Origin of the sequence: Mesorhizobium sp. M5C.F.Ca.IN.020.32.2.1 (genome assembly GCF_004023105.1) — a bacterium.
Classification (GTDB): domain Bacteria; phylum Pseudomonadota; class Alphaproteobacteria; order Rhizobiales; family Rhizobiaceae; genus Mesorhizobium; species Mesorhizobium wenxiniae.
Genome location: NZ_RZSX01001555.1, coordinates 1 through 634 on the forward strand (window position 1 = coordinate 1; position 634 = coordinate 634).

Here is a 634-nt window from a genome sequence, read left to right on the forward strand (position 1 = left end):
CATTGAAGGCGCTCTTCAGCGAATCCGGCTGCGTGGTCGCGGGGCAGGCGCCGGCCGGATCGAAGGTCGCGCCGTCAGCCGCGACCTGGTTGAAGACATAGCGCTTCTCGCAGACATCGACCTTCGGCGGCACTTTGGTGATCTCGAAATTGTCGTAGCCGACCTTCAGCATCTTCCAGAATTCGTAGTTCGGATCTTTGCGATAGCGCGCCATGTTGGCGGCGGTCATGCGGAACGGAAAGGCCTGGATCTGGAACTCGGTCTGGCCGCCCTGGAAAGCATCGCGGCCGAAGGCGTAGATTTGCTCGATCTGTGCGTCGGTCATCGAATAGCAGCCCGACGACGAGCAGGCGCCATGGACCATCAGATGGGAACCGGTGCGGCCATTGGCGCGGTCGTAGGCGTTGGGATAACCGATGTTGAACGCAAGGTGGTAGCTCGACCGCGGATTCATCTGCGCCGGACGGACCGTATAGAAGCCTTCCGGCGCCTGGCGGTCGCCTTCGGTGAATTTGGGGCCCAGCTTGCCCGACCATTTGCAGATGTCGTAGCTGGCGACCAAGTCGTAGCGGCCGTTGGTCTTGGCCTTCCAGATTTCGAGCTTGCCCTCTTCCTTGAAGATGCGGGCCATCAC

At 61.0% G+C, this 634-nt stretch carries 1 protein-coding gene; it reads right to left on the reverse strand.

Annotated elements, in window-relative coordinates; all coding sequences use genetic code 11:
• Positions 1 to 634: murein L,D-transpeptidase family protein (locus EOA86_RS37405; protein ID WP_164892441.1), on the reverse strand; the 634-nt coding region annotated here is incomplete at both ends.